This is a genomic window from Stenotrophomonas sp. YJH_SMC_133 (assembly GCF_059370655.1).
On record NZ_JCAFTW010000004.1, the window covers coordinates 312,906 to 337,411 of the forward strand.

Here is a 24,506-nt window from a genome sequence, read left to right on the forward strand (position 1 = left end):
TGCCCGCTCATGTCCCGTACTTCGTTGACCCGCTTCCTGATCCAGGAACAGCACGCCGGCCGCATCAACGCCGACCTGCGCCAGCTGATCGCGGTCGTCGCCCGCGCCTGCACCAGCATCTCCATCGCCGTCAGCAAGGGCGCCCTCGGTGGCGTGCTGGGCGATGCCGGTACCGGTAACGTGCAGGGCGAGGCGCAGAAGAAGCTGGACGTCATCAGCAACGAGATCCTGCTTGAAGCGAACGCCTGGGGTGGCCACCTCGCCGCGTGCGCCTCGGAGGAAATGGACCACAGCCAGCCGGTGCCGGACATCTACCCGCGCGGTGATTTCCTGCTGCTGTTCGATCCCCTCGACGGCAGCTCCAACATCGACGTCAACGTCTCCGTCGGCACCATCTTCTCGGTGCTGCGCTGCCCGACCAATGTCGAACTGCCGGGCGACGACGCCTTCCTGCAGCCGGGCAGCAAGCAGATCGCCGCCGGCTACTGCATCTACGGGCCCAGCACCCAGCTGGTGCTGACCGTCGGCCATGGCACCCACGCCTTCACCCTGGACCGTGAGAAGGGCGAGTTCGTGCTGACCACCGAGAACATGCAGATTCCGGCGGCTACCCAGGAGTTCGCGATCAACATGTCCAACCAGCGCCACTGGGAAGCACCGATGCAGGCCTATGTCGGCGATCTGCTGGCGGGCAAGGAAGGCACGCGCGGCAAGAACTTCAACATGCGCTGGATCGCCAGCATGGTCGCCGACGTGCACCGCATCCTGACCCGCGGCGGCATCTTCATCTACCCGTGGGACAAGAAGGATCCGTCCAAGGCCGGCAAGCTGCGCCTGATGTACGAGGCCAACCCGATGGGCCTGCTGGTCGAACAGGCCGGCGGCGCCGCCTGGACCGGCCGCGAGCGCATCCTCGACATCCAGCCCGACCAGCTGCACCAGCGCGTGCCGGTGTTCCTGGGTTCGCGCGAGGAAGTGGCCGAAGCCGTGCGCTACCACCGCGCGCACGACGACGCGCAGGGCTGATTGGCGGTTGCCTGACGACGGTCATGGCAGATCGATGACATGACCGTGGGGTGACACCGAGGGCGGCAAACGGCACCATCAAGCCGTTGCCGCCTAAGGAATGCACGCATGCACGAGCAGGGCCCGGTCGATTTCATCGAGGTCATCCACAACGCGGTCCCCAGCGAGGTCTGCGCGGCGATCGTCGAGCGCATGCGGGCGGCGCGTGGCCTGCAGCCCGGTGCCGTGGGCAGTGGCGTGTTCCCGGAACTCAAGCACAGCAAGGATCTGCGCATCAGCGGCCTTGATGGCTGGCAGGATGTGGACCATCAGCTGCAGCACGCGGTGTTCAACGGCCTGCTGACTTATCTACGCCGTTATCCACAGGCATTGATCGCGCCGCTGATGTTGCAGATCCAGGACAGCAAGGGCCAACCGCGACGCCTGTCTGCCGAGGACTTCCCTGACATGCCGCAGCAGCAGCTGGCCGACCTGGCCCGCACCTGCCTGCGCCCGGGCGCCATCAACCTGCAGTGGTATGCGGCGGGCGAGGGCGGTTACCCGTACTGGCACTGCGAGCTGTACCCCAAGGATGCGCAGGCCGAGACCCTGCACCGGCACGTGCTGTGGACGCTGTACCTCAACGAGGAATTCGAAGAGGGCGAGACCGAGTTCCTGTTCCAGGGGCGGAAGATCGCACCACGCACCGGCAGCCTGCTGATTGCGCCGACGGCGTTTACCCATACCCATCGCGGTAACAGGCCGCAGGGGGGGGACAAGTTCATCGCGACGAGTTGGATCCTGTTCCAGAGCGCGCAGAAGTTATTTGGGGGACGGTGAGGTCATCGTACTCCTCCCGATTGGAGCCGATATCCAGGCAAGTTCGTTATGCCGTCGGTGGTTTACCGGGCCTCAGGAGAGCAGTAGTAGTCGCCGCCCCTGTCCGAGTCCCAGTAGGTTCCTCCATAGAGCTTCACCGTACTGCCTCTTGTCGTCAGCTCTACCGAGCGCGCCAGGCGATCCTCGCAGAAGACCATCAATCTGTAATGGCGCTGCCGTTTGTCTTTCTGCAGTCGCCACCGCTTCTCTGCGGCTTGTTTGATGAAGAAAGCGGCGATCTGCTCTGGATCAGATTCGAGTTCGGCGTCGAAGACGGCCCCCAGGAACGTGACCTTCGGTAAGAACTTAACGTTCGTGGGATGGCTCCCTGAAGGAAGTTCAAAGGTCTCGGTAGCAGCGCGCAGTTCTGATTCTGTTGGCTTTCCGGTCCAATCGCCACCTCCAATGGATCCAAACATTGAAAGATAGGTACCGCCTATCAGGGCCGCAATCACAGCGTATAGAAGCAAATGAGCCAATGATTTCTTCTTCACCAACCATTCCCCCAATCGCCATCCTTCTTAGACAGCTCACCCGGTGATGCACCGCCGCCAATTCCAATACCAATTTCAGTGGAAGTTCCACCGCCGGCGGAATAGTTGATACCTCCACCAACTCCAGCTCTACATTAGGGCTTCGGCTTCCTCCACGGTCTGATCAGGGTTTTGTACATGACCCAGGCAATCCAGCCGCAGACCAACCCAACCCCAGCGACAGTGATTTCCTCTTCCCCGAAAGGAGATCCACTTACCCCTTGATAGACGACGAAGACAGTTGCTCTCAACGACAACAGGGCAAATATCACTACAGGTGCCCAAAGTATGAACTTCATCATTCCCCCGTGTGCAATGCATGGACCCATGCTCGACAACTGGCCGTCTAGACTCTCTGTCCCGACATCTGCGGCATCATGATCTTCTTGCATGTACGGATTACCGGCATGAGGTTCCTCTTTCCGCTCTTGCCTCCGCGGTACTACCGCCGAGAATCGATGTCAGAAGAGGCAGCATTTTCCCTCAGAACGCGGTGCCAGTACGCGTAACTCCAAGCTTTCCATGCTAGCTGTTGCAGCTTCCAGAACCCGAAAGCCATCAGCCTCAGATTGGCTGTTGCAAGCGGCCGTGGCAAATAGAGTCCAGCTTGCTCGACTTCGCTCCAGATAGAGTCGGGCGGGCTCGACGCTACCGCGGGCGACGGCGATAGAGAATCCCGCCTGCCACAGCGCCGAACACCGCCACACCGAAACCAACGAGCTCTTCTTCTCCAAGCGCGTCGCCGGAGATCGGCTTGCCGCCCGTCAGCAACAGAAGGTTCAACGGAAGCATCCACAGGAACGCGATGCCCAGCCAGTAGATGATCTTCATGTCATGTGCTCACGGGTCCGGATACATCGACTTGAACCAGTAGGCGGATCTGTTCCGCATCCATGAGCTGAATTCTCCCGTCTCCAGTTTCCGCAGCTGGCGCATGTCTATTCCATAGCGCTGGAACAGCGAAATCAACTCTCTCATATCTTCGTCATCCACAGCCGACGGATCAACAGAGACGTTGATCGTCCTGAGGAACCCTTCGACAGACACCACGCCCGGAATCTGGTTCAACCTGGAGAAGAACGCATCCTCGTCCAGTCGTGATTAGAACCTCAGGGAATGAATTTCTATTTTCAGCATTGCCAGTCGTCGCAGAAGTGATTGCATGCAGGCAGTTCCACCCGGCTATCGGGTGGGACCAAAGGATCCCCAGAGATCGTCGTTTCCTCCTTGCCAGGCACTGAGCTTCTCGACAGGGATTTCCTTCAGTTGACAGGTGAACTGGAGATAGAAGGAACGGTCTTCTTTTCGATAACTGTTCCACCCGACAGCCGTCACTTTGACTTCCATCCGATTATCGCGCTCATGCGGCTGATGTAGTTCTACGTCGACTGAATCGGACAGCCAGTTGTCTCCCTTGTGCACAAAGCCCGCGCCGCCACTGGTGAGGCGTGCATCCACTACCTCCGGCGTCCCTTCCGACGAGGGCGCGTATCGCTTCAAGCTGCCTGTGATCTTGATGTACTGCTGGGAGTCGATCACGCCTGGCGACTCCGAGAAGAGGCGCAGCAGAAGGAGGGTATCGGTGCCCTTGCGCACCCTCTGACCTGTATCTGCCACCCACAGACGCTGTTCGAACTCGTCCAGGCCAGCCGGCATGTCAGTGACGATCGCGGCCTGCGGAACGATGATGCATTCGTGAATGGAGCGAGCTTCCACCTGCACGCTCGCAAGGTAGAGAAGGAGACCACTGGCGTGGAAGCAGTGAGTGCGTTTCATCATGTACAGCACGTTCGTGCGGATTCAGTTGCGCGAACGTCTGGAGGGGTGTGCCTGTTCGAAGGGGGATGCCTCCGGATCATGCACTCCCGTCCATGCATCAAGCTGCTCCAGAGACAATGGCTTGGCTCTCAGATGCTCTGACACTGTGGTCGGTGCCTCGCACTCTCCCGGCCACTGCAGTGGGCTTGCAGAGCGAAACGTTGCATCGACCTGGACCTCGATGCCGAAGTCTCCTGCGGAAACCACGGTAATCTGCCCTGCGACCGGCACTGCGTAGCAGCCCGTCTTTCCGGCAAACGCGCTGGACCCTCTGCTATGGAACATCCGTACTCGATCATTTGGGACAGAGAACCGGTCGCCTGCTTTCGCATCAGCGGGGAGCTGGATCGTGAGCTTGCTGAAGGTGGAACGGTCGGTCCTCCACGACGTGCGGAATCGTCTCAGCCCGATCACTCGGCTGTCCCCGGCAACGATCTGGTGACAAGCGAAGAGCCGCTGGCGCGGCTCGACCGTAAGGCAGGTGGGGTCGCGCATGGCAGCGTCTTCAACCACAAACGCACGGGCAGCCTCTGCATCGGTACCACAGAAAAGCAGAAACGCACCACAGCTGAAGGCATGTGAGCGCTTCATGTGCGAACCGATTCGTCGTCAAGCGAACGGCATCGCACTGTCACGGATCCTGGGTCATCCATCTGCATCCCTCCCTGGCTTGCAGGCCATCCGGCCAAGCGCAGATTGTTGCCGGTAAGCCGGGCAGCGGTCCAGCGTTCTAGAACAGACTTCCCTGCGGCGAATCCTTCTTCGGCGTCAGCGGCTTCACGAACCGGCTGCAATCCAGCTTCGGCCAATGGCTGTTCTGCGCATTGAAGCCGAGACGCTTTCGCGCCAGCTTGAAGCGGTTGTTCAACAGATCGGCATACACGCCCTGGCCACGCATGCGGGTGCCGAACTGGCTGTCGTAATCCTTGCCGCCGCGCAGCTGCTGGATGGTGCTCATCACGTGCGCGGCGCGATCGGGATGGTGGGTGTCCAACCAGTCGCGGAACAGCGGGGCCACTTCCAGCGGCAGGCGCAGCAGCACGTAGCCTGCGGTGCTGGCGCCAGCATCGTGCGCGGCCTCCAGCACGGCTTCCAGTTCGCTGTCGTTGATCCACGGGATCACCGGCGCCACCATCACACCCACCGGAATGCCCGCTTCATGCAGGCGCTTCATCGCACGCAGCCGTGCATGCGGCGCCGACGCGCGTGGCTCCAGCTTTGCGGAGAGATGCGGGTCCAGCGAGGTCACCGAGAAATGCACGCTGACCAGGTTCTCCGCCGCCAGCGGTGCGAGCAGATCGATGTCACGTTCGACCAGTGCGTTCTTGGTGATCAGCGAGAACGGATGCTTGGTTTCCAGCATCACTTCGATCAGCTGGCGGGTGAGCTTGAACTTGCGTTCGATCGGCTGGTACGCATCGGTGTTGATGCCCAGCGCGATCGGTTGCGGCACGTAACCCGGCTTCGACAACTCCTTGCGCAGCAGCTGCGGCGCATTGGTCTTGGCGAACAGCTTGGTCTCGAAGTCCAGGCCTGGCGACAGGTTCAGATAGGCGTGCGAGGGGCGCGCGAAGCAGTAGGAGCAGCCATGCTCACAACCGCGGTACGGATTCACCGATTGGCTGAAGCCGACGTCCGGTGAGGTGTTGCGGCTGATGATGCTGCGTGCGGTCTCGGCACGTACTTCAGTGCGCAGACGCGGGGCGAGGAATTCCTCGCTCTCATCGACCGCCCAGCCGTCGTCCACCGCCTCGCTGACGGTGCTTTCAAAGCGCCCGGCAAGGTGGGACGTGGAACCTCGGCCCTTGATCGCGATACCCATTGCGGCAGGTTACGCCGCAGCCGTCTCAATGGCTGCGACGGCTGCCTGAAGGGTTCAGCGCGGTGCTGCGTCGAGCATGGCTCAACGCTACAGGAGAGCGGTCAGAGCAACGCCAGGTACCCGCGCACGGTGGCATCCAAGCCGTCGTACAGCGCCTCACCGATCAGCGCGTGGCCGATCGACACCTCCAGCACGTCCGGCACGTGGGCCAGGAAATCGCGCAGGTTGTCCTGCGACAGGTCGTGCCCGGCGTTGACGCCCAGGCCCACCGCCTGCGCCCGCCGCGCCGCAGTGGCGAACAGTTCCAGCATCGCCGCAGCGTCGCCGGCCGCGTGTGCTTCGGCGTAGGGGCCGGTATACAGCTCGACACGATCTGCACCGACGTCGGCCGCCTGCTCCAGCAGTGGGTTGCCCGCATCGACGAACAGGCTGACCCGGCAGCCCTTCGCCTTCAGTTCGGCGATCAGTGGTCGCAGCCGCTCGGCATCCCGCTTGAAGTCGAAGCCATGGTCGGAGGTGATCTGTCCATCGCCATCCGGCACCAGCGTCGCCTGCGCCGGGCGGGTCTGCGCGCACAGCGGCAGCAGGCCTGGGTAGCCCTCGCGCGGCGGTGCGAACGGGTTGCCTTCGATGTTGAATTCCACGCCACGCGCGCGGGTCAGCGTGGACAGCGCCAGCACGTCCTCGGCGGTGATATGGCGGCGGTCCGGCCGCGGGTGCACGGTGATGCCATGTGCACCGGCATCCAGGCAGGCCTGGGCGGCGCGCACCACGTCCGGTTCGGCGCCGCCGCGCGAATTGCGCAGGACGGCGATCTTGTTGACGTTGACGCTGAGCTGGGTCATGGAACGGAACTACTTGGAAAGAGGGGACGGATCGTGGTCGTTGGCGTCGACATTGCGGCGGGCCTGGGCCTGCTCGCGCAGGCGGCGCAGCTCCTCGGCATCGACAAGGGTGGCAGGGTCCCGCTGAAGGTCGCCGAAGCGGGCTACATAGCGACCGCGCACCCAGGCCAGCAGGAAGGCGAGGGCGGCCAGCAGGCACAGGGTCATCAATGCGGCGCTGGGGGTCTTCAGGGCGAAGGCGAAACAGCCCAGCGCCAGCAGCAGGTACAACCAGTACATAGTCGGGCTCCCCGGATGATCGCCGCAGTGTAGCGCTGCGTCAGAGCAGCGGCGAGGCCAGCCGGGCGAAAGCCTCGGGCAGGCGGTGCAGCCACAGCGAACGGCCGGCCTGGTCGTGCACGCGGGTGGCGCGGTCGAACTCTCCCTGCAGCAGCCCGGCCAGAGCGGCGACACGGTCACGGTCGCTGATCATCATCGACAGCTCGAAGTTCAGGCGGAAGCTGCGGTGGTCGAAGTTGGCGCTGCCGACGATGCAGACATCGTCGTCGGCGATGAAAGCCTTGGTATGCAGCATGCGCGGGCCGTACTCGTAGATCTTCACCCCGGCGTGCAGCAGTTCGTCGAAATAGGAGCGCGCGGCCTGGGTGACAAACCAGGAGTCGCTCATCTTCGGCACCAGCAGGCGCACGTCCAGTCCACCCAGTGCCGCCGAAGTCAGCGCCATCCGCGCCGCTTCGCCCGGCACGAAGTAGGGCGTCACCAGCCACACGCGCTCGTGTGCTTCCTGGATGGCCGCCACGTGCAGGCGGTGGATCGTTTCCCAGCCCGAGTCCGGGCCGGAGACCAGCACCTGGGCGTTGATCGCACCATCGCCGCGCAGCGGCATGTCGGCCGGCCACAGACGGGCAATGTCCATGCGCGAGGGATCCTGGCCACTGGCATAGAGCCAGTCCTCGGCGAACACCAGCTGCAGGCTTCGCACGACGTGGCCGCGGATGCGCATGTGCAGGTCGCGGTAGGCGTTCGGCTTGCGGCTCTCGTCTTCATCGTCGGTGATATTGATGCCACCGGTGAAGGCCAGCCGGCCATCGACGATCACCAGCTTGCGGTGCGTACGCAGGTTCAACCACGGCCGCTTGAACGGCTTCAGCAGCTGCCGCGGATGGAACCAGACCGCCTCGCCACCGGCATCGATCAGGGGCTGCAGGAAGCGACGAGGCAGGGCGGAAGAACCCACTGCATCCAGCAGCAGGCGCACCTGCACGCCGGCACGGGCGCGCTCGACCAGGGCGTCGCGCAGGGCGGTGCCGGCATGGTCCGGATTGAAGATGTAGTACTCCAGGTGCACGTGATCGCGAGCCTGCGCCACCGCTTCCAACAGAGCGGCGTAGGTAGCGGCACCATCCACCAGCCAGGTCACTTCGGTCGCGCTGCTCGGCGCCAGGCCCGTGGTGGCCTGCGCGATCTTGGCCAGCTCGGTGCAGTCGGCATCCGGTGGGCAGACATCGCTGTAGTGCTCCATGCCCGATCGTGCGCGTCCGCGGCGCAGCCGTTGCCGCTTCACCTTCTGCGGGCCCAGCAGGTAGTAGATGAACAAGCCGAGGTAGGGCAGCAGCGCCAACGACAGGATCCAGCTCAGCGTGGCGACCGGCTCACGCTTCTGCAGCATGATCCAGCCCGCCAGCGCGAACAGATACAGCAGGTAGGCCACCGCCAGGATCGAGCCAAGGTGGGCGATGCCGTCGAGCCAATGACGCAGGGAGTCGAAGAGGGCGAGCATCCGCCGATCATAGCGGTCCAGGCCGGCAGGCATAAAAAAAAACGCCCCTGTCTCCAGGGGCGTCTGCAGTCGCGTCATGACTGTTGTGTTGCGGTGTAGCGATTACTGCTGCACAAAACCGATCTTCTTCATCTGAGCATTCTTCGCGGCGGCCAGAACCTTGGCCATCACGTCGTACTCGGAATCCGGGCTGGCGTCGATGCGCAGTTCCGGCTGGTTGGTCGGGTCACGCTGGACCTCCTGCTCCATCCGCTGCTGCAGCTCGCTGGTATTGATCGGGCTGTTGTTCCACGAGACCTGGTTGCTGGCGTCGATCTTCAGTTCGATCGGCGGCGGCGGTTCGACCAGCTGCGGCGGTGGGTTGAGCACGCGCTGCGGCAGGTCGACGGCGATCGGGTACGTCATGATCGGCGCGGTCACGATGAAGATGATCAGCAGAACCAGCATCACGTCCACGAGGGGCGTGACGTTGATGTCTGCCATGGGGCCCTTGCCACCACCACTACTGAATGCCATGGCTTATTGCCCCTTTTCTTTGGTCGCGACGAAGCCGACGTCCAGCATGCCCTGCTCCTGCGCGACCTTGGTCAGGTCGTTGATGACGCGCATCTTGGTGGTGCGGTCACCACGCAGGTTCAGCGGCGGCTGCGGGGTCTGCTGGGCGGCGGTCGCCAAGCGCGACTCGAGAGTCTGCTTGTTGATTTCTTCGTCGTTCCAGTAGATCGAGCCGTCTTCCTTGACTGCCAGGGTGATCGGTCCGGAACGCTTTTCAGCGTCTTCCGGCTTCTGGATCAGGTTGGCTTCCGGCAGATCCACCTTGACCTTGTGGGACATCAGGGGCGCCGTGATGATGAAGATGATCAGCAGCACCAGCATCACGTCCACGAGGGGCGTAACGTTGATGTCGGCCATGGGGCCGCCGCTGTTACCACTACTGAAAGCCATAACGGGCTCCGTCTAGATCTTGGTGACTACTTACGTTCGTCGCTGGGTGACGCGCGCCGCAATTAGCGGACGCGCGAGCCGGTGGCGAAGAAGTCGTGCAGGTCGTGCGCGAAGGTATCGAACTTGCTGATGGTCGCGCTGTTGATCTTGCTGAAGAAGTTGAAGGCGAACACGGCCGGGATCGCGACGAACAGACCGATCGCGGTCATGATCAGCGCTTCACCCACCGGGCCGGCAACGGCGTCGATCGAAGCGGAGCCGGTGGCACCGATCTTGATCAGGGCGCCGTAGATGCCCCACACGGTACCCAGCAGACCGACGAACGGAGCGGTCGCGCCGACGGTGGCCAGCAGGGTCATGCCCGACTGCAGCTTGTTGCTTTCGCGGGTGACGGCCTGGCGCAGGGCGCGGTCGACGAACTCCGAACGGCTCAGGTTCTCACCCACGCCGCCGGTGGCGCCGCCTTCAGCGCGCTGGTGGTGCGCAGCAGCCTGGGCAGCGTCCAGGGCGATCTTCGAGAACGGCTCCGAAGCCGGCTGCTCTTCCATGGCACGGATGGCGTCCTGCGCGTTCGGGGTATCCCAGAACAGGCTGACGACGCGATCAGCAGCGCTCTTCAGGCGGGTCGCACGGAAGATGTTGATGACGGTCCAGTACCAGGACATGGCCGACATGGCGATCAGGGTCAGCAGCACGACCCAGGAAACCGCGAAATCACCCGGCTTGGTGGTCATTTCGTGGATCAGGTGCTCGAAGCCCATCTGCGACAGGGCGTTGGACGGATTGCCCCCGGCAGCAGCGGCGATGAAAATTTCCTGCAGCATGACGCTTACCTTTGTTGTGTGTGGTGATAAAGGGTGTAGCTAAGCTAAACAATCGAACCGGGAGCGGGGGTGGCCATGCGGCCACCCGGGCGCATCAGTTCAGCGCAAAGTTGACCGGGACGCGAACGCGACCTGCCGCCTTCTTACCGCCAGATTCAGCGGCGTTGAAGCGCCACTTGCGAGCCGCTTCCATCGCGGCACGGTCCAGGTCGCGGTTACGGCTGGACTTTTCCACCGTGACATTGGTGACGTTGCCGTTGGCATCGACATCAATGATCAGGATCACTTCGCCCTGGATACCCGCGCGGAAGGCGGCCGGCGGGTAGCGCGGCGGATTCATGGCCTTCGACGAGATGTCCACGCTGGCCTCGATCGAGGTCGCAGGTGCCGGCGGCGCGGGGGGCGACGGCGGGGTGACGATATCGCTCGGGCGCGGCTCCGGCACGTCCACGACCGGCGCCTGCGGCGGCGGCGGGACCGGCGACGGCTTCGGCGGCGACAGATTCTTCACCGGCGGCGGCGGAGTATCGGTCGGCGGCGGCGGCGGCGGCGGCGGGGGCGGCGGCGGCGGCGCATCGACGATGGTCACCATGACGTTGCGCTCCTTCTCAGCCACGGCCTTGGGAGCCACGGCGGGAATGAGGAGCATCATGAAGGCGGCCAGATGCAGGGCAATTACAAACGCGATGCCGACGATGCGAGGCCAGCTCAGCCCCTTGTCATCGGGTTGTTCGTACCGGTGAACGACTAGTTGTTCCGTCATGCGCCAAGAGCTCAATAGTGGGGCCGGGATGCCGGGGGCGGAATCCCTGATCAGCGGTGCATGACACCGCAGGAACCTCCAAGCTTATACCAATCCTGAGCGCCTGCGCATCAACTGGGCAGGCATTCAGGCGTTATTCCTACTTACTTCAGGTTGATGATTTTCTTGGCATCAGCCTGGTTCTTCACACCCTTCGCCAGCGCCTGCTGGGCGGCCTGCTTGGCCTCCGGGATGCGACCTTCGGCATGCAGGACGCGTGCCAGGTTCAGGTAGGTCTCACCGTCCTTGGACAGCGGGGCAGCCTTCTGCCACGCATCGATCGCCTGCGGCACCTGGTCGGAGTAGTAGTAGGACTGGGCCAGCGCCAGGTAAACCTGGTAGTCCGGCTTCAGGATGCCCTTCTGCAACCCTTCGTTGATGACCGCGATGACGTCCTTTTCCTTTTTGTCGGTGTTGGCATAGATGGAGTACAGCTGCTTGTACTCGCGCTCTTCGGTGAGCTGGCCGCTGCTGCGCAGCTTGTCCATCACCGCGGCCGCCTTGTCCATCTGGTCGGCCTGCATGTACATGCTGGCCAGGTTCAGCTGGGCCTTCTTGTCGTTCGGGTTCTTGGCGGCCAGCGCCTCGGCTTCCTTGACTGCTTCGCCGGACTGGCCGGCTTCGGACAGGGCCGCCATCAGCAGCTGGTTCCAGTTGTCCTTCGGTTCGGCGGAGCCGGCGATGGCCTGCTTCAGCACCGGAATCGCTTCCTGGTAGCGCTCCAGCTGGTACAGCGCCTGGCCCTTGGCGATCAGTTCTTCCGGCTTGGTCGACTTGCTCTCGGCGAAGTACTTGTCGAGGGTTGCCAGGCCTTCGGCTGTCTGGTCTTCCTGCAGCTGCAACTGGCCCAGCATCAGCATCGACTGGAAGTGGCCGTTGTTGTCCAGGCCGTTGAACTGCAGGACCTGCTTCAGGTAGGCGATGGCAGCCGGGGCGTCATCGGTCTGGTAGGCAGCCTGCGAGGCCAGCTGCGCGGCCAGCGACTTGTCGTACTCGTTCGCGGCGCTGTCAGCCAGGATGGCGTCGGCCTGGGTGCGGGTTTCCGGGAACTTTTCCTTGTTGTAGCTGTCGATCATTTTCTGCAGCTTGCTGCCCATCTTGGCCGAAGCCTTGACCGTCGGCTCCTGGCGGGTCGCGTTCGGGTACAGCGCCTCGGCCTTGGCCTGCTTGCCGCCGCGGTTGCCGCGCTCGGAGGAACGCGAGGACTGCGCGAAGGCATCGGTGACCACGGCGCCGGTCAGGGCGGTCGCGACGAGGACGGAAAGCACAGCTTTGTGGTTACGGAAAATCATCGTTCACCTCGATCGAACCGCCGGTTAGCGGCAAAGTCGGACTGTCAGAAAAATCTGAGCCGCCAAACGTATCAGAAACAGATGGCGTGAGAAATCGTTTTATGTGCTGCAATACAGCATAGAACTGCGCACTCATCCGCACTTTGGCCGTAGCCCGGCCGCCTGCGCCTGCTGATAGACCGGCGTCAGGCCCGGGGCATCACGTCGCAGTTCCTGGATCCGGTTGGCCGGATCCGGGTGGGTGGACAGCCATTGCGGGCTGCGACCGCCGCTGGCGGCCATCATGTTCTGCCACAGGTCGACCGCCTGCGCCGGATTGAATCCGGCCTGCGCCATCAGCCGCTGGCCGATCACGTCAGCCTCGCTTTCCTGCGTCCGCGAGCCCGGCAGCAGGAAGGCAGTCTGCGCGCCCATGCCACCGAGCTGGTTGACGGTGCTGGCAGCACCTTCGCCGTAGGCTGCGCCAGCCAGCGCGCCGAGCACGGCCAGCCCGGTCTGTGCGCCCATCTGGCGGGTGATGCGCTCTTCGTGGTGGCGGGCGATGACATGGCCGATTTCATGGCCGATCACGGCAGCCAGCTGATCCTGGTTCTTGGCCACGGTGAAGATGCCGGTGTTCACGCCGACCTTGCCGCCGGGCAGGGCGAAGGCGTTGGGTTCCTTGTCGACGAATACCGCCGTCTCCCACCGTACGCCACGGTATTGAGCTGGCAGCTGCGCGACCAGGGCGTTGACCACGCACTGCACGTAACCGTTCTGGCGGCCGTCGGTGCTGATCTTTTCCTTCTGCTTGGTTTCGGCGAACGCCTGTGCGCCGAGCTGGTCCAGCTGCGCCTGCGAGACGCCGCCCACCATCTGCCGGCGACCGGTAGGGGAGGTGGTGGTCGCGCAGGCGCTGACCAGGGTGGTGATGACAAGGGCCAGCAGCAGTTGTTTCATGGAAACTCCCCCGTGTTCATATGCGGAGTGTGTAGCGTAGCGGCTTAATCTTTCGTCAAGCGGACGCGGCGTTACGTTGACCCCAGGAACACCATCGCGGCAAGGGCGACCGCATTGTTCAGCGCATGGGCGGTGACCGCCGCCCACAACGTGCCGGTGCGCCGGTAGAGCCAGCAGAACGCGGCTCCCATGCCACCATAGACCAGCCACAGCTGTGCGATTTCGGCCGGGCCATTGGCACTGGTGCCAGGGATCTCATGGATCAGGGCAAACGCGAGGCTGCTCAGTACCACGCCCAACCCTGGTCGCCCGGCCTGCCACAGGCGGCCAAACAGCACGCGGCGGAACAGCAGTTCCTCGTAGGCCGGCGCCAGGACCACCGCGAACAGCACCAGGAACAGCGGGAAACGTGCGATCGCGCTCTGCATCAGCGCCAGATTGGTGGGGACCGGCTCGACGCCGACCTGCTTGGCCAGGAAGGCGATGCCGTTGCTGCCGAGCACGATCAGGGTCGCCACCAGCAGGGTCCAGCCCCAGGTGGAGGGGCGGCGCAGCGCCTGGCGCGAGGCGTGGCGCTCGGCGGCGTTGGCCGGCCGTCGCCAGAAGTACAGCAGCAACGCGGCGCCACCGGTGGCGAACAGTGCCATGAGAATCTGCGCAAGCGCGCCGGGCTGGCCCAGTGACGCCGCGACCGAACTGGCGTCGGGTGCGCCAGCGCCAGCCTGCGCGTTCGCGTAACCAACCACCACGCCACGGTACAGGCCCCACAGCAGGCCGCTGACCAGGCTCAGGCCGAACAGGGTGACAGCGGCGATGCCCAGGTCGATGAAGAACCCCGCCAACGGCGAAACGGCACGCGGCGCGGCAGAAGCCGGCGGAACCGGGGGCGGAGCAGAGACCGGGGCGGATGCTGACATCAGGTACCTGTGTTCAAGAGTCGAAGGCCGGCGCGCCTCCCCGCGCGCCGGCCGTGTCCCGATTGTGTCAGATATCCAGGTTTGCGACCTTCAGCGCGTTGTCTTCGATGAAATCGCGACGCGGTTCGACGACATCGCCCATCAGGGTGCTGAAGATCTGGTCGGCTGCGACAGCGTCCTCGATACGCACCTGCAGCAGTCGGCGGGTTTCCGGGTTCACCGTGGTGTCCCACAGCTGCTCCGGATTCATTTCACCCAGACCCTTGAATCGCTGGATCTGGCGGCCGCGCTTGGCCTCCTCGAGCAGCCAGTTCTGTGCCTTGGCAAAGCTGTCGACTTCGATCGACTTGGCACCGCGGGAAATGGTCGCGCCTTCGCGGACCAGACCGTGCAGCAGCTTCGATGCCTGGTGGATTGCGCGCAGTTCGCCGCTTTCGAAGGCCGACATCGGCAGCACCTGGATGTGCTGTTCGCCCATGTGGCGACGGGTCACCAGCACAGCGGCCGGGCGCTCGTCGTTGGCTTCCTGCAGTTCCAGCGTGAAACGCGGGCTGCCCAGGCTGCCCTGGTTGAGGCGCTTGGCCAGTGCATCCAAGCCCTCGCCTTCGCCGGCAGCGCGCAGGCTTTCCAGGTCCATCGGCACGAAATCGACCAGCGCTTCAAGCAGGTTGCGGTCGTAGCGATGTGCGTTGCGCTCGATCGAATCCAGCGCGGCTGCGTAGGCCAGCAGCAGCTTTTCCAGCGCAAGGCCTTCGATGCCAGGCTCGCCGGTGGCCGGCACCAGCGCAGCGTTTTCCACCGCGCTGCTGGCCAGGTAGCTGTCCAGCGCCGGGTCGTCCTTCAGGTACAGCTCCTGCTTGCCCTGCTTGATCTTGTACAACGGCGGCAGGCCGATGTAGACGTAACCGCGCTCGATCAGCTCCGGCATCTGACGGTAGAAGAACGTCAGCAGCAGGGTGCGGATGTGGGCGCCGTCGACGTCGGCGTCGGTCATGATGATGATCTTGTGGTAACGCAGCTTGTCCGGGTTGTACTCGTCTCGGCCGATGCCGGTGCCCAGCGCCGTGATCAGCGTGCCGACCTGGTCGGAGGACAGCATGCGGTCGAAGCGCGCGCGTTCCACGTTGAGGATCTTGCCGCGCAGCGGCAGCACCGCCTGGTTCTTGCGGTTGCGGCCCTGCTTGGCCGAGCCACCTGCCGAGTCACCCTCGACGATGAACAGTTCGGACAGCGCCGGATCCTTTTCCTGGCAGTCGGCCAGCTTGCCCGGCAGGCCGGCGATATCCAGCGCGCCCTTGCGGCGGGTCAGGTCGCGGGCCTTTCGCGCCGCTTCACGTGCGCGCGCGGCGTCGACGATCTTGCCGGCGATCGCCTTGGCTTCGTTCGGGTTCTCCTGCAGGAACTCTTCCAGGCGCGCACCGAAGGCGTTTTCCACCGCCGGACGCACGTCGGAGCTGACCAGCTTTTCCTTGGTCTGGCTGGAGAAGCTCGGGTCCGGCACCTTCACCGACAGCACCGCGATCATGCCTTCTCGCATGTCGTCGCCGGTCAGGTTGATCTTGGCCTGCTTGGCGATGCCGTTCTGCTCGATGTAGTTGTTGAGCACACGGGTCAGCGCACCGCGGAAACCGGCCAGGTGGGTACCGCCGTCCTTCTGCGGAATGTTGTTGGTGAAGCAGTACATCGTCTCCTGATAGGAGTCGGTCCACTGCAGCGCCACATCCACGACGATGCCGTTGTGCTCGCCGGTGACTGAAATGACGTTCGGGTGCAGCGGCGTCTTCAGCTGGGCCAGATGCTCCACGAAGCTGCGGATGCCACCCTCGTAGTGGAAGTCATCGCGACGGCCGTCGCCACGCTCGTCGGCAAGGACGATCTTGACGCCGGAGTTCAGGAACGACAGTTCGCGCAGGCGGCGGGCCAGGATGTCGTAGTGGAACTCCACGTTGTCGTGGAAGGCGACGGTGGACGGCCAGAAGCGCACGGTAGTGCCGCGCTTGGTGGTGGTTTCCAGCTTGGCCAGCGCGGTCACTGCGGCGCCGTTGCTGAATTCCTGCTGGTAGTGGAAGCCGTTCTGGAACACGTCCACCAGCAGCTTCTGCGACAGCGCGTTGACCACGCTGACGCCGACGCCGTGCAGGCCGCCCGAAACCTTGTAGCTGTTGTCGTCGAACTTGCCGCCTGCGTGCAGGACGGTCATGACGACTTCGGCTGCAGACACTTCGCGACCGAGCTTGGCACTCATCTGCTCGTGCTTGCCAGTCGGGATACCACGGCCGTTGTCGGACACCGAGACCGAACCGTCGGCGTGGATCGTCACCGCAACGTGGTCGGCGTGGCCGGCCAGCGCTTCGTCGATCGAGTTGTCGACGACCTCGAACACCATGTGGTGCAGACCGGTGCCGTCATGCACGTCACCGATGTACATGCCGGGACGCTTGCGGACAGCCTCCAGGCCTTCCAGGGCGGTAATGCTGTTGGCGTCGTAATTGCCGTTGTTTGCCGGGGTGTTCTGTTCGTCGCTCATTGCGCTTGCCGTAGGCTCCGCAGGTCGGCCACCGCTTGGAGCGATGTGCCGAGAATGAAAGGATTCCAACCCGAATTATACCAGCCGGGGTCGAGCGGCCCTGGTGTGCCCACTATGGCACAGCCACGATTTGTGCATGTTCCACGTGGAACCGGGCGATGTGGGTCAGGTCCAGCAGCGCCGCCGGGGTTTCGGTAGCGGTGATGAAGATCTGTGCCGGCCCATTGAGCAGGCGCTCCAGCACCCGCGCCTGATGGGTGCGATCCAGCTCCGAGGCCAGATCGTCCAGCGCGATCACAGGCCATTCGCCGCGCTGTTCTGCATAGTCCTCGGCCTGCGCCAGCAGGCAGGCCAATGCCGTCAGCTTGGCCTGGCCACGGGACAACGCATCACGGCCCGGAATGCTGTGGAAATCCACACTCCAGTCTGCCCGGTGTGGGCCGACCGAGGTATAGCCGGCCTGCCGGTCGCGTTCCCGGGCCAGAAGCAGGGCATCGGCCAAGGGAAGCTCATGCCGCCGCCAACCGGGGCTCAGTTCCAGCCCCTGGATGCCGAGTTGCGGAGCCAGGCTGGCGGCCAAGGCCACCGTGCGCTGCTGCAGACGCTCCAGGTAGTGCTGACGGCGGCTGGTCAGCGGTTCCCCGGCCTCGGCCAGCTCGTGATCCCAGGTATCGAGCATCCGCGACGGCCCGCCCTGCTTGAGCAGAGCATTGCGCTGCTTCAGCGCCCGGGAATAGCGGCGCCACAGGGAGAGAAAACCCGGTTCCACGTGGAACAAGCCCCAATCGAGGAAACGCCGGCGGGGTTCGCCCCCCCCACTGACCAGTGCATGGCTCCCCGGCTCGAACGTCACCACGGCCAGCGCTGCGCAGAGATTGCCCAGCTGCGCGACATCCTCGCCGTCCAATCGCCCCTTCCAGTCCTGGCCACTGTGGCGCAGCCCGGCCTTTCGGCGGTGCGGCGGGTGATCGGCACGCTGTTCGTCCCATTCCACGAAGATCTCCAACGCTTCCTGGCCCTGGCGCACCAATCCGTCGCGGACCCGGCCACGGAAGCTGCGCCCGTAGGCCATCAGGTGCAGGGCTTCGAGCACGCTGGTCTTGCCGGCACCGTTGTCGCCGGTCAGCAGGTTCAATCCAGGCTGGGGCGACAGGTCCACCGCACTGAAGCGACGCAGTTGGTGCAGGGCGAGGCGGCGGATAAGCATGGGGCGCGAAGGACCATCCGCACGAGGCGGTAGTGGGGCAGGGAATCCATCAGCTTACTGCATCGGTCAAGCCAGCCGTGGCGCGCCAGACATCGCCACTGTGCTGAAGCCTCCGCCTGGCAACCCTACGCGTGTTCCACGTGGTGGCGCTCCCTCACCTGGGCTCGCCTGGGTCTGGATATGCCCGGGAATCCTTGAATTCTGAGCGGCGGCGCAGGGTACAGGCCTTCAGATTTCATCGATTTCAGCCTCATTCCGCGAGCATCGCCAGGTGCCCCCGACGGCGGGTTGCGCGAACAGCGCGCGGATTTCTTGAAATCTACGATGCGATGCCGTGGAGGGTTCCACAGATTTCAAAGAATTCAGCCCATTCGTTTCACGCTGTCCACAGCGGGTCTGTATGACTTATACACAAGGTATGGGCAAACTGTGGATAAAAAAGCCCTTTTGCCCGACCTGCGAAACTATCCACAGGTTCCCCCCCAGCCTGAGGGGCCTCTATACAGGGGGTTTCAGCTGCATAAATCTCTTAAAAATCAATTGGATAATGCATTTTTCCACGAAATCTGGGCCTACCATCACCACCATGCTTTAGATTTATACCCAGATTTAGAAGCTAGGCCAGCTCTGATCCGGCCCCAACCACGCCTGTGGACAGTGACGTCTGCAGATGAAGCAACCACTGCGATAGCGGATGCGATCCGCTTCATCCATCCGACCAGATTGGGTCACCTGCAATCAGGCTGAAGACCCGGAACTGCGTACTCGATCGAAGTTGGCTGGGCAGCGCCCAGGTCAGCAACCTGGATTCCTACCGCGCAGGGCCGATTGCATCGGAGGGCCAACCAAGAACAATCGGCAAGCAGCAATCTCGAGCAAGACATTCGTCCAGACCTGGAGATTCCGCGAACTCCGATGCTCCACGTGGAACCTGAAAAAAAAAACGCCCGGGGAGATCCCGGGCGTCCTTCGGTTCCACGTGGAACAGGCTGCTGTCAGAGACGCAGCGGCATCACCACGTGGCGCGACTTCTCGCTGCTGGATTCACGCACCAGCGCAGAAGAGTTGGAATCGCGCAGCTGGATGATGACCTCCTCATCCCGCAGCGCGGAGAGGGCGTCCAGCAGGTAGTTCACGTTGAAGCCAATGGCCAGATCACTGACCGTGGTGTCGGCTTCGATCTCTTCCTGGGCTTCTTCCTGTTCCGGATTGTGCGCGCTGATCTTCAGGTTGCCCGGCGAGACTTCCACGCGGATGCCGCGGTACTTCTCGTTGGACAGGATCGCGGCGCGCTGCAGCGAGGCACGCAGTGCTTCACGATCAACCTTCACTTCGCGGTCGGCACCGATCGGAATCACCGCTTCGTAATCCGGGAAACGACCGTCGATCAGCTTCGAGGTGAAGGTGACATCGTCGCGCTTGACGCGCACGTGGCTGCGGCCGACTTCCAGTTCGATCTCGCGATCGCCGCTCTCCAGCAGGCGCTGCAGCTCGGTCACGCCCTTGCGCGGCACGATGATCTGGCGCTTGGAACCGCTGGGCTTGGCCAGATCGGTTTCGCACAGGGCCAGGCGATGGCCGTCGGTGGCGACCGTGCGCAGCGCATCGCCGCGCAGGTCGAACAGCAGGCCGTTGAGGTAGTAGCGCACGTCCTGCTGGGCCATCGCGAACGCAGTGCGCTCGATCAGTTCCTTCAGGGTTGCTTCGCCGATCGCCACACGCTCGGTAGCTTCCACTTCGTCCACCGACGGGAAGTCGTTGGAGGGCAGGGTAGCCAGGGTGAAGCGGCTACGGCCGGCCTGCACGGTGATCTTGTCACCGGTCTGCGAGACGGTAATCCGGCTGCCGTCGGGCAGGGCGCGGATGATCTCGAACAGCTTGCGGGCGGGAATGGTGGTTTCGCCGTCCTGGGCATCTTCAACCGCGATCCGCGACACCATTTCCACTTCCAGGTCGGTACCGGTCAGCGACAGCTGGCCGTTCTGCACCTGGACCAGGAAATTGGCCAGAACCGGAAGGGTCTGGCGGCGTTCGACCACGTTGACGACCTGTGCCAACGGCTTGAGAAAGGCTTCGCGCTGCAGTGTGAAACGCATGTGGTTCCGTGCCCCTATGCTTTAAAAAATGTGGAATAAATCAAAAGCTTGGTGGTGCTGGTAGAGACAGAATCGCTGGAAAACAACGCTAAGTCTTTGTAAATAAAAGGATTTCTGGCATCGAAACCCTCTGTATTACCGACCCCCAGGGGGTGGGGAAAGCTGTGGATAAAACCGACGCGATTTCAAACGCCATTTTTATCCACAACGTGTCCCGCGCTTGCTACCGGATTCTGCACCGTTTTGTGCGATGACGCCTCATCGGCATCCGTGCATCATTCGCTCAGCTTCCGGATCAGCTTGTCCCAGTCCTCGCGGAGCTTGCCGTCGGTTTCCATCAGGGTCCGGATCTGGCGGCAGGCATGCAGCACCGTGGTGTGATCGCGACCGGCAAAGGCATCGCCGATCTCGGGCAGGCTGTGCTCGGTCAGTTCCTTGGTCAGGGCCATGGCGACCTGGCGCGGGCGTGCCAGCGAGCGGGTCCGACGCTTCGACAGCAGATCCTTGATCTGCAGGCCGTAGTAGTCGGCAACGGTTTTCTGGATGTTGGGAATGCTGATCGCCTGCTGCTGGGCGCGCAGCAGGTCGCGCAGGGTTTCCTGGGCGAATTCGGTGGTGATCGCGCGGCCGGTGAAATTGGCGCGGGCGGTCAGGGTATTGAGCGCGCCTTCGAGGTCGCGCACGTTGGAGCGCATCTTCTTGGCGATCAGGAACGCAACATCATCGGGAATCTCGGCACCGCGTTCGCGTGCCTTGGCCAGCACGATCGCGGCGCGGGTCTCGAAGTCCGGCGGTTCGATCGCGACCGACAGGCCCCAGGCAAGCCGCGACTTCAGGCGCGCTTCCAGGCCCTCGACTTCGCGCGGATAGCGGTCGCAGGTCAGGATGATCTGCTGCTTGCCATCGAACAACGCGTTGAAGGTGTGGAAGAACTCTTCCTGGGTGCGGTCCTTGCCGGCGAAGAACTGGATGTCATCGATCAGCAGCGCGTCCACCTGCTGGAACTGGCGCTTGAACTGATCCATGGTCTTTTCCTGCAGGGCCCGGATCATCGCGCTGAAGAACTGTTCCGAACGCAGGTACAGCACCTTCGCGCCCGGATTGGCCTGGCGCATGGCGTTGCCGGCGGCGAACATCAGGTGGGTCTTGCCCAGGCCGGTGCCCCCGTACAGCAGCAGCGGGTTGTGCGCGCGGTCGCCCGGCTTCTGCGCCGCCTGGAAGGCGGCGGCCAGGCCCAGCTGGTTGCTGCGGCCTTCGACGAAGTTGGCGAACGTGTAGTGGTTGTCCAGGTTGCCGGCGAACGGCACCTGCGGTTCGCTGGACACATGCGCCGACGGCGTGGAAACCGGCGCGTTCTGCGCCTCCACAGGGCGCGGGCGCGAGCCGATTTCAAGAAAAACGTCGCTGAAACCGGCGAAGTGCGCCAGCAGTTCGCGGATCCGGGCCAGGTACAGCTCGCGGACCTGGTCGACGATGAAGGCATTCGGTGCATACAGCACCAGGCTGTCCACGCGCAGATCGGCCTGCAGTGGCTTCAGCCAGGTATGAACGTCTTCCGGCGGGAACTCCGCTTCGAGGCGCTCGAGACTACGGGACCAAGCATCCATCAGCAATAATCGTCCGGTGGCCGGGGCATGGACGCGACAAGGCGCCCAAACACAGGCCTGAAAGGGGGGAAATGGATGGCTCAGACTACCACCGAGCGCCCGCCTTCGGAATGCTTGTCCCCTACTTATTCACAAAAACATCCACAGCTATTGCACAGCCCGGTGAATTCGCGTAGCTGCCAGGGGTTGACTTGGGGCAGGGTACCTCTCTAGAATTTCCGGTTCTTTCCGTCCCATTCATACGAGAGGCCCCCAATGGCCACGAAGCGCACCTACCAGCCCAGCAACCTCAAGCGTAAGCGCGACCACGGCTTCCGTGCCCGTATGAAGACCGCTGACGGCCGCAAGATCCTGTCGCGTCGCCGCGCCAAGGGCCGCAAAGTCCTGAGCGCCTGATTGCCATGCCGCACTCCGCGGCAGACGCAATCCCTTCGACAGTGAATACTGCAGACCCGCGCAAGCGATTCCCTCGCTCTGCGCGGGTTCGCACGCGTGCCGAATACTCAACGGTCTTCAACGGCGCCCGCCGTGTGTCCGATCCGCTGATGACCCTGCACTGGCTGCCGGCTGACCGGCCGGCCAGGCTGGGTCTGGCGGTTTCCCGCAAGGTTGATCCGAACGCCGTCGGGCGTAACCGGATCAAGCGCGTCCTGCGCGACATCCTGCGTCAGACACGTACCGACATCCAGCCAGGCGACTTTGTCGTCGTGGCTCGTAGTGCTGCGCGTTCCGCCAGCAACGACGAGATCCGCCAGGCCTTCCTGCGCCTGCTGCGTCGCCTGCGTGCATTGCCCACGCCGGGCGTGGACGGCACAATGCCGCCGCCTGATGGCATCGCAACTCCTTCTTTGACCGAGCCGGCATCGCGTCCCGGCCCCGCCGAGCCTGTCCGCTGATGAACCAGACCCGCGTATTCCTCATTTTTGCCTGGCTGATGGTGGCCGTGCTGCTGTGGATGGAGTGGAGCCGTGAAAAGGCTGCTCCGACCCCGGCACCAACCACCACGTCGGCCCCGGCCGCCGCACAGAGTGTTCCGGGCGCGAACCCCGGCGCCATCCCCAGCGCCCAGGTGCCGGGCGCCCCCGGCCAGGCCGCCGCACAGGCCCAGGCCAGCGCTACCCCGGCCAGCCAGCGCGTGACCGTCACCACCGACGTGCTGCGCCTGGTGCTCGACGGCGGTCGCGTGCTCGATGCCGAGCTGCTGCAGTTCCCGCAGACCAAGGACGAAGGCAGCCCGCCGGTCCGCCTGCTGACCGAAGACCCCGCGCACCCGTACAGCGCGATCAGTGGCTGGGCCAGCGAAGACAGGAACACCCCGGTCCCCGGCGCCGACGGCTTCAAGCTGGTGGGTGACACCAAGGACTTCGTGCTGGCCAAGGGCCAGAACGAGCTGCAGATCCCGTTCGTGTGGACCGCCGACAACGGCGTGACCATCAAGCGCACCCTGACCGTCTCGCGCAACGAGTACGCCGTGCGCTTCAAGGACGAAGTCAGCAACGCTGGCGCCGCGCCGTGGAACGGCTACGTCTACCGCACCCTGGACCGCACCCCGACCATCCTGTCGCGGAGCATGACCAACCCGGATTCCTTCAGCTTCAACGGTGCCACCTGGTACGACAACGACAAGAAGTACCAGCGTCGTGCGTTCAAGGACTACCTGGAAGACGGCACGCTGAACCAGAACATCACCGGCGGCTGGCTGGCGATGCTGCAGCACCACTTCTTCACCGCCTGGATCCCGCAGAAGGACCAGACCGCACACTACGTGCTGTCGCAGGTGGCCGGTCGTGACCTGATCGAAGCGCGTGGCCCGGCCTTCACCGTGGCCCCGGGCCAGTCCACCAGCACCGAAGCCCGCCTGTGGGTCGGCCCGAAGCTGGTCAACCTGATCGCCAAGGAAGACGTGCCGGGCCTGGACCGCGTGGTCGACTACAGCCGCTTCTCGATGATGGCGGTGATCGGCCAGGGCCTGTTCTGGGTGCTGAACCAGGTGCACAAGCTGGTCGGCAACTGGGGCTGGGCGATCGTCGGCCTGGTGGTGCTGCTGAAGCTGGTGCTGTACCCACTGTCGGCAACCCAGTACAAGAGCGGCGCCAAGATGCGTCGTTTCCAGCCGCGCATCGCGCAGCTGAAGGAACGCTATGGCGATGACCGCCAGAAGTTCCAGACCGCGATGATGGAGCTGTACAAGAAGGAAAAGATCAATCCGATGGGGGGCTGCCTGCCGATCCTCATCCAGATGCCGATCTTCTTCGCCCTGTACTGGGTGCTGGTGGAATCGGTCGAACTGCGCCAGGCGCCCTGGTTCGGCTGGATCCAGGACCTGACCGCACGCGACCCGTACTTCATCCTGCCGGTCATCAACGTGGCAGTGATGTGGTTCACCCAGAAGCTGACCCCGGCACCGGGCATGGACCCGATGCAGCAGAAGATGATGCAGTTCATGCCGCTGGTGTTCGGCGTCATGATGGCCTTCATGCCGTCCGGCCTGGTCCTGTACTGGGTGGTCAACGGCGGCCTGGGCCTGCTGCAGCAGTGGTGGATGACCAAGCGCCATGGCGGCGAGCCGGTCCCGGCCACCACCGCGCCGGCCCCGGTCAAAAAGAAGTAATCCCGACCTGTAGAGTCGACTGTTGGTCGACTGGCAGTAGAGCAGTCGACCAACACT

25 protein-coding genes are annotated in these 24,506 nt (G+C 63.6%); 6 read left to right on the forward strand and 19 right to left on the reverse strand.

Going from position 1 to position 24,506, the window contains the following annotated elements:
- Window positions 1–9: 9 nt before the first annotated feature.
- On the forward strand, window positions 10–1,026 hold the full coding sequence (locus tag AC5P78_RS07975; RefSeq protein WP_043035283.1) for a class 1 fructose-bisphosphatase: 1,017 nt from the start codon (window positions 10–12) through the stop codon (window positions 1,024–1,026).
- Between the two features lie 108 nt (window positions 1,027–1,134).
- Entirely contained in the window at window positions 1,135–1,845 is a 711-nt protein-coding gene (locus tag AC5P78_RS07980; RefSeq protein ID WP_024958796.1) for a 2OG-Fe(II) oxygenase, read from the forward strand.
- 62 nt (window positions 1,846–1,907) lie between these two features.
- Here AC5P78_RS07980 and AC5P78_RS07985 read toward each other — a convergent pair whose 3' ends face one another.
- From AC5P78_RS07985 to AC5P78_RS08000, 4 genes are all read right to left on the reverse strand, one after another.
- Complete coding sequence (locus AC5P78_RS07985) at window positions 1,908–2,378, reverse strand: hypothetical protein (RefSeq protein WP_197633364.1); 471 nt, start codon at window positions 2,376–2,378, stop codon at window positions 1,908–1,910.
- A 687-nt stretch (window positions 2,379–3,065) separates the two neighbouring features.
- A complete protein-coding gene (locus AC5P78_RS07990; protein WP_223846460.1) occupies window positions 3,066–3,248 on the reverse strand; it encodes a hypothetical protein in 183 nt (60 codons plus the stop codon).
- A 9-nt stretch (window positions 3,249–3,257) separates the two neighbouring features.
- On the reverse strand, window positions 3,258–3,485 hold the full coding sequence (locus AC5P78_RS07995; RefSeq protein WP_062606456.1) for a hypothetical protein: 228 nt from the start codon (window positions 3,483–3,485) through the stop codon (window positions 3,258–3,260).
- A 114-nt stretch (window positions 3,486–3,599) separates the two neighbouring features.
- Complete coding sequence (locus tag AC5P78_RS08000) at window positions 3,600–4,196, reverse strand: hypothetical protein (protein WP_223846461.1); 597 nt, start codon at window positions 4,194–4,196, stop codon at window positions 3,600–3,602.
- Window positions 4,197–4,511: 315 nt separating this feature from the next.
- Here AC5P78_RS08000 and AC5P78_RS08005 point away from each other — a divergent pair, with 315 nt between their 5' ends.
- The gene (locus AC5P78_RS08005) at window positions 4,512–4,817 is read left to right on the forward strand and encodes a hypothetical protein (RefSeq protein ID WP_138970112.1); all 306 of its coding nucleotides are present in this window, start codon (window positions 4,512–4,514) and stop codon (window positions 4,815–4,817) included.
- A gap of 148 nt (window positions 4,818–4,965) precedes the next feature.
- On the opposite strand, the gene AC5P78_RS08010 is transcribed toward AC5P78_RS08005, so the two are convergent.
- The 15 genes from AC5P78_RS08010 to dnaA form a co-directional block, all read right to left on the reverse strand.
- Entirely contained in the window at window positions 4,966–6,057 is a 1,092-nt protein-coding gene (locus AC5P78_RS08010) for a PA0069 family radical SAM protein (RefSeq protein ID WP_049395276.1), read from the reverse strand.
- Between the two features lie 101 nt (window positions 6,058–6,158).
- Window positions 6,159–6,902 carry a pyridoxine 5'-phosphate synthase gene (locus AC5P78_RS08015; protein WP_049395275.1) on the reverse strand — a complete coding sequence of 248 codons (744 nt, stop codon included), beginning with the start codon at window positions 6,900–6,902 and terminating at the stop codon, window positions 6,159–6,161.
- A gap of 9 nt (window positions 6,903–6,911) precedes the next feature.
- Window positions 6,912–7,181, reverse strand: a complete 270-nt coding sequence (locus AC5P78_RS08020; protein ID WP_005411742.1) for a hypothetical protein — start codon at window positions 7,179–7,181, stop codon at window positions 6,912–6,914.
- A 40-nt stretch (window positions 7,182–7,221) separates the two neighbouring features.
- Window positions 7,222–8,682: a cardiolipin synthase gene (gene cls / locus AC5P78_RS08025; protein WP_012478630.1), complete on the reverse strand. Its 1,461-nt coding sequence runs from the start codon at window positions 8,680–8,682 to the stop codon at window positions 7,222–7,224.
- A gap of 102 nt (window positions 8,683–8,784) precedes the next feature.
- Window positions 8,785–9,198, reverse strand: coding sequence for an ExbD/TolR family protein (locus tag AC5P78_RS08030; RefSeq protein ID WP_005411740.1), 414 nt, complete (start codon window positions 9,196–9,198; stop codon window positions 8,785–8,787).
- A 3-nt stretch (window positions 9,199–9,201) separates the two neighbouring features.
- Window positions 9,202–9,627 (reverse strand): ExbD/TolR family protein, encoded by a 426-nt coding sequence (locus tag AC5P78_RS08035; RefSeq protein WP_005411739.1) that lies wholly within the window; start codon window positions 9,625–9,627, stop codon window positions 9,202–9,204.
- Window positions 9,628–9,689: 62 nt separating this feature from the next.
- Window positions 9,690–10,451 (reverse strand): TonB-system energizer ExbB, encoded by a 762-nt coding sequence (gene exbB, locus AC5P78_RS08040; RefSeq protein ID WP_005411738.1) that lies wholly within the window; start codon window positions 10,449–10,451, stop codon window positions 9,690–9,692.
- A 94-nt stretch (window positions 10,452–10,545) separates the two neighbouring features.
- Window positions 10,546–11,214 (reverse strand): energy transducer TonB, encoded by a 669-nt coding sequence (locus AC5P78_RS08045; protein ID WP_005411737.1) that lies wholly within the window; start codon window positions 11,212–11,214, stop codon window positions 10,546–10,548.
- Window positions 11,215–11,357: 143 nt separating this feature from the next.
- A complete protein-coding gene (locus AC5P78_RS08050) occupies window positions 11,358–12,545 on the reverse strand; it encodes a tetratricopeptide repeat protein (RefSeq protein ID WP_005411736.1) in 1,188 nt (395 codons plus the stop codon).
- A 132-nt stretch (window positions 12,546–12,677) separates the two neighbouring features.
- Window positions 12,678–13,484 (reverse strand): M48 family metallopeptidase, encoded by an 807-nt coding sequence (locus AC5P78_RS08055; protein WP_005411735.1) that lies wholly within the window; start codon window positions 13,482–13,484, stop codon window positions 12,678–12,680.
- A gap of 71 nt (window positions 13,485–13,555) precedes the next feature.
- Window positions 13,556–14,401 (reverse strand): CPBP family intramembrane glutamic endopeptidase, encoded by an 846-nt coding sequence (locus AC5P78_RS08060; RefSeq protein WP_012478629.1) that lies wholly within the window; start codon window positions 14,399–14,401, stop codon window positions 13,556–13,558.
- A 67-nt stretch (window positions 14,402–14,468) separates the two neighbouring features.
- Window positions 14,469–16,928: a DNA topoisomerase (ATP-hydrolyzing) subunit B gene (gene gyrB, locus AC5P78_RS08065; protein WP_005411733.1), complete on the reverse strand. Its 2,460-nt coding sequence runs from the start codon at window positions 16,926–16,928 to the stop codon at window positions 14,469–14,471.
- Between the two features lie 112 nt (window positions 16,929–17,040).
- Entirely contained in the window at window positions 17,041–18,135 is a 1,095-nt protein-coding gene (gene recF, locus AC5P78_RS08070) for a DNA replication/repair protein RecF (RefSeq protein WP_043035313.1), read from the reverse strand.
- Window positions 18,136–19,130: 995 nt separating this feature from the next.
- Complete coding sequence (dnaN, locus tag AC5P78_RS08075) at window positions 19,131–20,231, reverse strand: DNA polymerase III subunit beta (protein WP_005411731.1); 1,101 nt, start codon at window positions 20,229–20,231, stop codon at window positions 19,131–19,133.
- 275 nt (window positions 20,232–20,506) lie between these two features.
- Window positions 20,507–21,838, reverse strand: coding sequence for a chromosomal replication initiator protein DnaA (dnaA, locus tag AC5P78_RS08080; protein WP_005411730.1), 1,332 nt, complete (start codon window positions 21,836–21,838; stop codon window positions 20,507–20,509).
- A gap of 255 nt (window positions 21,839–22,093) precedes the next feature.
- Between dnaA and rpmH the strand changes: the two genes are divergently transcribed.
- Genes rpmH through yidC form a run of 3 tightly spaced genes read left to right on the forward strand, consistent with a single transcriptional unit; the run spans window position 22,094 to window position 24,449 of the window.
- Complete coding sequence (gene rpmH, locus AC5P78_RS08085) at window positions 22,094–22,234, forward strand: 50S ribosomal protein L34 (protein WP_005411729.1); 141 nt, start codon at window positions 22,094–22,096, stop codon at window positions 22,232–22,234.
- Between the two features lie 5 nt (window positions 22,235–22,239).
- The gene (gene rnpA, locus AC5P78_RS08090) at window positions 22,240–22,734 is read left to right on the forward strand and encodes a ribonuclease P protein component (RefSeq protein ID WP_012481687.1); all 495 of its coding nucleotides are present in this window, start codon (window positions 22,240–22,242) and stop codon (window positions 22,732–22,734) included.
- Window positions 22,734–24,449, forward strand: a complete 1,716-nt coding sequence (yidC, locus tag AC5P78_RS08095) for a membrane protein insertase YidC (RefSeq protein ID WP_012481686.1) — start codon at window positions 22,734–22,736, stop codon at window positions 24,447–24,449. Before rnpA ends, yidC begins: the two co-directional genes overlap by 1 nt.
- Window positions 24,450–24,506 lie beyond the last annotated feature (57 nt).